Source organism: Lentzea sp. NPDC060358 (assembly GCF_042725365.1).
Lineage (GTDB): Bacteria > Actinomycetota > Actinomycetes > Mycobacteriales > Pseudonocardiaceae > Lentzea.
On the sequence record NZ_JBHXCW010000321.1, the window covers coordinates 1 to 7,327 of the forward strand.

Sequence of the window (7,327 nt, forward strand, 5' to 3'; positions counted from 1 at the left end):
TCCTCGCGTGCAGCAAGAGCTGAGGCGCGACTCGTGACGGGGCACCCACCGCTGGGAGCTGCGCTCAAAAGCAAAAGCAAAAGCCAAGGGCCTGCCTGCTCGCTGAGAGTCGGCTGAGGGGGTGCGGGCGGTTGTTGCTGGTTGCGGGCATGCTGTGCGTGTGAAGCCTCGAGTGCTGGTCGTGGACGACGAAGTCGGCGTGCGCCGGGCGTTGGAGCGCGGGCTGTCCGCCGAGGGCATGGAGGTTGTGACCGCCTCGGACGGGCCCACTGCGTTGCGGGTGGCGTTGACCGGGGCTTTCGACGTCGTGTTGCTCGACATCATGTTGCCCGGGTTGTCCGGGTACCGGGTTCTGCAGCGGATGCGGGCCGACGGGGTGCGGACGCCCGTGTTGATGGTGTCGGCCAAGGACGGTGAGGTCGACCAGGCCGACGGGCTCGACCTCGGGGCCGACGGGTACCTCGTCAAGCCGTTCAGCTTCGTGGTGCTGGTGGCTCAGGTCCGGGCCCTGTTGCGGCGCGGGGGTGGGGCTCGGCGGCGGTTGACGCTCGGGAGTCTCGTCATCGACCGCGGGTTGCGCGAGGTCAGTTGGGGTGGGCAGGACGTCTCGCTGTCGCCTCGTGAGTACGCGGTGCTCGACGTGCTGGCTTCCCGGGCCGGGTCCGTTGTCACCAAGGACGAGCTGTTGCGGGCTGTCTGGGGGGACGAGCAGGCCGCCACGCGCAACGCCGTCGAGGTGTACGTGGGGTATCTGCGGCGGAAGCTGGAGGCCGTGGGGGCCGGTGAGGTCGTGCGGACCATTCGGGGGCACGGGTACATCGCGTCCACTCCGGACCTCGACAACGCGCTGGGGAACAGGTGAACCCTCGCCGTTGGTGGCTGCGGCGGACGCTCCGGTTCCGGATCACCGTCGTCGCCACCGGGGTGGCGTTGTTGTGCCTGGTGGCGTTCACCGGGCTGGCGCCCGCGCTGATCGGGCTGATCCAGATCTCCGCCGTGGACCAGGAGCTCGACAAGTCGCCGCCGCGGGTGCTCGACGTGTCCGGGGTGCCGGTGGACGGGCTGCCGCCGCTGTCGCTGACTGCGCAGGACATCCGGACGTTGAAGTCCGGCGAGCCCGTGCTGCGGATGGAGGGGGCGTCGGCGTACCGGTTCCGGGGGCGGGTGGTGTTCACGGCGGACGGGTCGCCCCGGCTCGAGGTCTACGGCAGCACGTTGCTCGGGTACGAGAACGCCAACAGCCTCGGCACGCGGTGGCTCGCCCTGGCCGCCGTGCTGGTGGCCGGGTTCGTCGGCATCGCCACGTGGTTCTCCGTGCGGTCGTCGTTGCGGCCGGTCGAACGGATGCGGGTCGCGGCGGGGGAGCTGCCGCACGGGGAGCGGCTGCCGGTGCCGCCCTCGCGGGACGAGCTGCAGGCGTTGGCGGAGGCGTTGAACGCGTTGCTGGCTCGGCGGGACGAGGCGTCCGACCGGTTGCGGCGGTTCACCGGTGACGCGGCGCACGAGCTGCGGTCGCCGGTCGCCTCGGTGCGGGCGCAGGCCGAGGTCGCGGTGGCCCACCCCGACCCGGACTTCTCCATCGAGGTGCTGGAGTCGGTGGTCGAGGAGTCGATCCGGCTCAGCGCGCTCGTGGACTCGTTGCTGATCCTGGCCAGGGCGGACACGGCGGCGCCGCCGCGCGCCGAAGCCGTCGACCTCGTGCTGGGGGCCGAGGCCGCGATCTCGCGGCTGGACACGGAGCTGCTGGTCCGGCTCAACGCGCCGCCGTCGGCCTGTCTCGTGTCGGCGACGCGGTCCGAGGTCGAGCTGGTGCTGGACAACCTCCTGCGCAACGCGGCGCGGTACGCGTTCTCGACGATCACGCTGACGCTCGTGCCGGTCGGGCGGGACGTGCGGCTGCTCGTGGACGACGACGGGCACGGCATTCCCGCGGAGCACCGGACCAAGGTGTTCGACCGGTTCTACCGGGTGGAGGAGGACCGCGGGCGGCGGTCCGGCGGGTTCGGGCTCGGGCTCGCGCTGGTGGCGCACCTCGTGCGGCGGCGCGGGGGATCGGTGCTGGCCGCCGAGTCGCCTGCCGGTGGTGCGCGTTTGGAGATCCGCTGGCCGTCCTGGTAGTCAACTCCGGTGCCAGAGTTGCGAGCGTCGGCACTGGTCGACGCGCCTGTTGCGGCTGTCGCCGGTGCCCTGCTGGACACCGCGCTGATCAGCGGGTTCGGCGTGCAGGTCCCGGGACCGCTGCTGTGCCTGGGAGACGTGCTCACCGGGCCGTTCGGCGTGCGGATGACGGTGACGCGGGCCGACCTGTCCGGTGTGTCGGCCGCCGGCGACTTCCTGGAGCTGCACACGGATCTCGTCGTCACCGGTGCCGGGACGCTGGTGGTCGACCGGGTCGGCTGGAAGTCCGTGCGCGGCGTGGCCGGACGGTTCGCGGACGCCACCGTCGCGCGCGGGATCGCCCTGCGGGTGCTGCGGAAGCGCTCGGCACTGCTCGCGGCGCGGTGTGCGGAGCTGCGCGAGGCGCGCGTCGTCGTCGGGGCCGCGATCGTCCGGGATGGACGGTTGCTCGCACAGCAGCGGTCGTTCCCGGAAAGCCATGCGGGGCGGTGGGAACTGCCCGGCGGACGGGTCGAGACCGGGGAGAAGCCGGAGGACGCGCTGGTCCGCGAGTGCGTCGAGGAGCTCGGGGTGACGGTGGCCGTGGGCGCGCAGGTCGGGCCGGACGTGCCGCTGCGCCGCGATCTCGTGCTGCGGATCTTCGCGGCCGAGCTCGCCGGCGGTGAGCCGGAAGCGTTGGAGCACAACGCCGTCCGGTGGTGCACCGCCGACGAGCTCGCCGGCGTGGACTGGCTGCCCGCGGACCGGGTGCTGGTGCCGGCCCTTCAGCAGCTCCTCAACTGAGCCCGGACAGGCGCAGCGCCGCGTTCAGCCGGTGCTGCGCCCGCTCGCGGGCCCGTTCCGCACCGGCCTGCCGGATGCGGTCCAGCTCCGCCGGGTCGCCGAGGAGCTCCAGCGTGCGGTCGCGGACCGGCCGCAGCTCCTCGATCACCGCCTCCGCCACCACGTCCTTGAGGTCGGCGAACCTGTTCGTGTAGTCCGCGGGCTCCTCGCCGGTGCAGGAGGCGAGGACCTCGGTCAGGTTCGCGATGCCCTCGGCCGACGAGACGGCCCGCTTCACCTTGCGCCGCACCAGGTCCGGCTCGTCGAGCACGAACACGACCCCCGCCGAGTTCTGCGCGGACTTGTCCATCTTGCGCGCCGGGTCCGAGAGGTCCTTGATGCGCGCGCCCACCTTCGGCACCACGGCCGCCGGCACGATGAACGCCTCGCCGTAGGCGTGGTTGAACCTGCGGGCCAGCGCACGGGCCAGTTCGACGTGCTGGAGCTGGTCCTCGCCCACCGGCACCTCCGACGTGCCCTGCAGCAGGATGTCCGCCGCCATCAGCACCGGGTAGGTGAGCAGGCTCAGCCGCACGGACTCGCGCCCGAGCGACTTCTCCTTGAACTGGATCATGCGCGCGGCCTCGCCGTAGGTGCAGGTGCACTCCAGAACCCAGTTGAGCGCTCCCAGCTCCCGGACGAGGTCGCTCTGCACGCACACGCTGGCGGGGTCGATGCCGGACGCCACGAGCACCGCGAGCTGCTCGCGCGTCATGGCTCGCAGCCGTTGCGGGTTGTGCGACGACGTCATCGCGTGCAGGTCGCTGATGAAGTACACGTCGTCCTGCGTGCCCTCCCGTGCCCACGTCCGCAGGGCGCCGAGGTAGTTGCCCAGGTGGACCTGGCCGGAGGGGGTGATGGCCGAGAGCCGGATCATGGTTGGTCCCTTCGTGGGGGACCGCCCGGACGAAACGCACGAAAGGGCCGCCCGTCCCGGGCGGCCCTTGTTCGCGTCAGTGGTGACTTGCGCGCACAGCTACTCCGGCCGCCTGAAAGCGGCCCACCAGCAGGAGTTCATCGTGCGCACGTCGGCCAGTATAGGTCTACCGTCAATGCATGTTCATCGTGCTGCTGAAGTACGCCGCGCCATTGGAACAGATCGACTACGCCCTCCCCGACCACCGCGAGTGGGTCGAGAAGCAGTACGAGCGAGGCCTGTTCCTCGCCTCGGGGCGCCAGGTGCCGAGGACGGGCGGCGTGATCATCACGCGGCCCATGCCCCGGGGCAAGCTCGAGGCGCTGCTCGCCACGGACCCGTGGGCCGAGCAGAAGCTCGTGAAGTACGAGATCTGCGAGTTCGAGGCGACCCGCACGGCGCCGGAACTGCTGAAGCTGAACGAGGCCGTGCTCCAGTCCTGAGGCCTCATCGCGAGCCACTCGATCGCCGCCAGGGGGCGCTTGCCCGCTCGAGACGAGCGTGTCCGGGGTGATCGGGTCGTTGCCGTACGCCCGGCCGGTGCGGTCGGCCATGAGCGCGGTCGTGATGGCGAGCCGCGCGCCGTCCGGCGGGCGGAACGTCCGGTTCGCCGTCGCGTACCCGGCGGTGGACGGCGGGGAGGCCGCGCGGTCGGCGGTGATCAGGTGGGTGTGCGGGTTGCCGAGAGCCGCGGATCGCGTCGTGAGCGGTCCCGGCGGCGTGAGCTTGCGCACGCAGCGCGGCCCAGTCGGCCCCGGCGCTCTCGATCGAGTGACGCTGGAGGAGGTCGAGCGCCGTGTCGGCGTACGCGCGGTCCTCGGGTCTCAAGCGGCCTTCTTCAGCGCCTTCTTGGCGGCCTTCGCGGCCTTCTTCGCCGCCTTCTGCCTGGCCTTGTCGCGCTCCTCGAGCAGGAACGGAACCGGGCAGCGCTTGCACCTGGGTTTCGACCGGCAGCACTTCTTCTTGAGCTTCTTGCCCACTGGATGAACTCCACTCCGCCGCGTATCACCAGAGTAGGTGAGGCTCACTTCACTGGCACTCTTGTGTGGTAATGGCGACGCAGCCGGTAGTATCGATCGCGGCCCTGCGCATCGAAGTGTCCGGCGCGAGCCCCTCCAACGCCTTCGAAGCTCTAGGAGTTCTGCGTGCCCACGGCCACCGCGTCTGCCCTTCAGACGCGAACTGACCTGCGAAATGTTGCGATCGTCGCGCACGTCGACCACGGCAAGACCACCCTGGTCGACGCCATGCTGCGCCAGTCCGGCGCCTTCTCCGCGCGTGCCGAGCTCGTCGACCGGGTCATGGACTCCGGCGAGCTCGAGCGTGAGAAGGGCATCACGATCCTCGCCAAGAACACGGCGGTGCGCCGCCACACGCCGGACGGCGACGTGATCATCAACGTCGTCGACACCCCCGGCCACGCCGACTTCGGCGGTGAGGTCGAGCGCGCGCTGTCCATGGTCGACGGCGTCGTCCTGCTCGTCGACGCGTCCGAGGGCCCGCTGCCCCAGACGCGCTTCGTGCTCCGCAAGACCCTGGCCGCCGGCCTGCCGGTGATCCTGCTGGTCAACAAGGTCGACCGCCCCGACGCCCGGATCTCCGAGGTCGTCGAAGAGGCCCACGACCTGCTGCTCGACCTCGCGACCGAGGTGGGCGCCGACGAGTCCGTGCTGGACCTGCCGGTCGTCTACGCCTCCGCGCGCGCCGGTCGCGCCTCGCTCACCCAGCCCGAGGACGGCGGCCTGCCGGACGAGGAGAACCTGGACACGCTGTTCCAGGTGCTGCTCGACCACATCCCCGCCCCGCACGTCGACGTCGACGGCCCGCTGCAGGCGCTCGTCACGAACCTCGACGCCTCGACCTTCCTCGGCCGCATCGCGCTGTGCCGCATCCACCGCGGCACGCTGCGCAAGGGTGAGACCGTGGCCTGGTGCCGCGAGGACGGCGAGCCGCAGAAGGTCCGCATCACCGAACTCCTCATCACCGAGGCCCTCGACCGCATTCCCGCCGAGGTCGCCCGCGCGGGTGACCTGGTCGCCATCGCCGGCATCGCGGACATCACCATCGGTGACACGCTGGCCGACGCCGAGACCCCCGAGGCGCTGCCCCGGATCACGGTCGACCAGCCGGCCATCTCGATGACCGTCGGTGTGAACACCTCGCCCCTGGCGGGCCGCAACGGTGGCACCAAGCTCACCGCCCGCGTCCTCAAGGCCCGTCTCGACGCCGAGCTCGTCGGCAACGTGTCGGTGAAGGTCCTGCCGACCGAGCGCCCCGACACCTGGGAGGTGCAGGGCCGCGGCGAGCTGGCGCTGGCCATCCTGGTCGAGCAGATGCGCCGCGAGGGCTTCGAGCTGACCGTGGGCAAGCCCCAGGTCGTCACGCACACCGTCGACGGCAAGGTCCACGAGCCGTTCGAGCGCCTGTCCGTCGACTGCCCCGAGGAGCACCTCGGCGCCGTCACGCAGCTGCTGGCCAACCGCAAGGGCCGCATGGAGAACATGTCGGGCCACGGCACCGGCCGCATCAAGCTCGACTACGTGGTCCCGTCGCGAGGCCTGATCGGCTTCCGCACGGAGTTCCTCACCGAGACCCGCGGCACCGGCATCGCCAACGCCGTCTCCGAGGGCTACGGCCCGTGGGCGGGCGAGATCCGCACCCGCCACAACGGCTCCCTGGTCGCCGACCGCACCGGCTCCATCACCGCCTACGCGATGATCCAGCTGGCCGACCGCGGCACGTTCTTCGTCGAGCCGGGCGCCGACGCGTACGAGGGCATGGTCGTGGGCGAGAACCCGCGCGCCGAGGACCTCGACGTCAACATCACCCGCGAGAAGAAGCTCACGAACATGCGCTCCTCCACGGCCGACGTGATGGAGACCCTGGCCCGCCCCCGCAAGCTCTCGCTGGAGGAGGCGCTGGAGTTCTGCGCCTCCGACGAGTGCGTGGAGGTGGCCCCGGACGTCATCCGCGTCCGCAAGGTGACGCTGGACGCCAACCTGCGCGGCCGCGAGCGCTCGCGCATGAAGCAGCGCGGCTGACCTCACGCGACGCCTGAGAAGGGCGGCTGGGCCAACGGCCCGGCCGCCCTTCGTCGTCTCCGGGGTGAGTCGGCGCACGGTGGGCGAGCGAACAGGGGGCTGGGGAGGGCGCGGAGGCCTGAGGACGGGGCAGACGGGGTGCGCGCGGTGAGCGAGCGGCCGGGGTGCCGGGGTGCCGGGGAGGGTGCGGAAGCCTGGGAGGAGCTGCCAGGTGTGCGACACGATGAGGCCAGGGCCAGGGCGCGGTACGGGCGTGGCAGTTGCGCGGCGAAGCCAGCGCCCAAGCGACGCCGAAGGCGAGCCGACCCAACCCACGCACTTCCAAGCGACGCCGAAGGCGAGCCGTCACCCCTAACGCCGATTAGAGCCGGTGAACCCACCCGTGTTTCGGCGATTGGGGCTTGACTTCGGGTGCGAGGTGCTACCCCTA

The 7,327-nt window shown here is 71.3% G+C and carries 7 protein-coding genes; 5 read left to right on the plus strand and 2 right to left on the minus strand.

The window, feature by feature from the left end; translation table 11 throughout:
- The first annotated feature begins 160 nt into the window (after positions 1–160).
- From ACFWGZ_RS37650 to ACFWGZ_RS37660, 3 genes are read left to right on the plus strand one after another with little or no spacing between them, the layout of a single operon-like run.
- Complete coding sequence (locus ACFWGZ_RS37650) at positions 161–862, plus strand: response regulator transcription factor (RefSeq protein WP_382456370.1); 702 nt, start codon at positions 161–163, stop codon at positions 860–862.
- A complete protein-coding gene (locus ACFWGZ_RS37655; protein ID WP_382456371.1) occupies positions 859–2,118 on the plus strand; it encodes a sensor histidine kinase in 1,260 nt (419 codons plus the stop codon). The genes ACFWGZ_RS37650 and ACFWGZ_RS37655 overlap by 4 nt, the downstream gene beginning before the upstream one ends.
- A gap of 9 nt (positions 2,119–2,127) precedes the next feature.
- Positions 2,128–2,901 (plus strand): (deoxy)nucleoside triphosphate pyrophosphohydrolase, encoded by a 774-nt coding sequence (locus ACFWGZ_RS37660; protein WP_382456372.1) that lies wholly within the window; start codon positions 2,128–2,130, stop codon positions 2,899–2,901.
- Here ACFWGZ_RS37660 and trpS read toward each other — a convergent pair.
- Positions 2,894–3,817: a tryptophan--tRNA ligase gene (gene trpS, locus ACFWGZ_RS37665; protein ID WP_382456373.1), complete on the minus strand. Its 924-nt coding sequence runs from the start codon at positions 3,815–3,817 to the stop codon at positions 2,894–2,896. The two genes, ACFWGZ_RS37660 and trpS, sit on opposite strands and share 8 nt — an antisense overlap.
- A 179-nt stretch (positions 3,818–3,996) precedes the next feature.
- On the opposite strand from trpS, the gene ACFWGZ_RS37670 reads away from it, so the two are divergent.
- Positions 3,997–4,299 (plus strand): YciI family protein, encoded by a 303-nt coding sequence (locus ACFWGZ_RS37670; RefSeq protein WP_382456374.1) that lies wholly within the window; start codon positions 3,997–3,999, stop codon positions 4,297–4,299.
- 381 nt (positions 4,300–4,680) lie between these two features.
- Here ACFWGZ_RS37670 and ACFWGZ_RS37675 read toward each other — a convergent pair whose 3' ends face one another.
- Positions 4,681–4,836, minus strand: coding sequence for a hypothetical protein (locus ACFWGZ_RS37675; protein ID WP_382456375.1), 156 nt, complete (start codon positions 4,834–4,836; stop codon positions 4,681–4,683).
- 165 nt (positions 4,837–5,001) lie between these two features.
- Here ACFWGZ_RS37675 and typA point away from each other — a divergent pair, with 165 nt between their 5' ends.
- On the plus strand, positions 5,002–6,897 hold the full coding sequence (typA, locus tag ACFWGZ_RS37680) for a translational GTPase TypA (RefSeq protein ID WP_382456376.1): 1,896 nt from the start codon (positions 5,002–5,004) through the stop codon (positions 6,895–6,897).
- Positions 6,898–7,327 lie beyond the last annotated feature (430 nt).

Excerpts from the sequence above, each read along its gene's own strand:
- trpS (WP_382456373.1), bottom strand. The coding sequence starts at position 3,817 with ATGATCCGGCTCTCGGCCATCACCCCCTCCGGCCAGGTCCACCTGGGC.
- ACFWGZ_RS37670 (WP_382456374.1), top strand. The coding sequence starts at position 3,997 with ATGTTCATCGTGCTGCTGAAGTACGCCGCGCCATTGGAACAGATCGAC.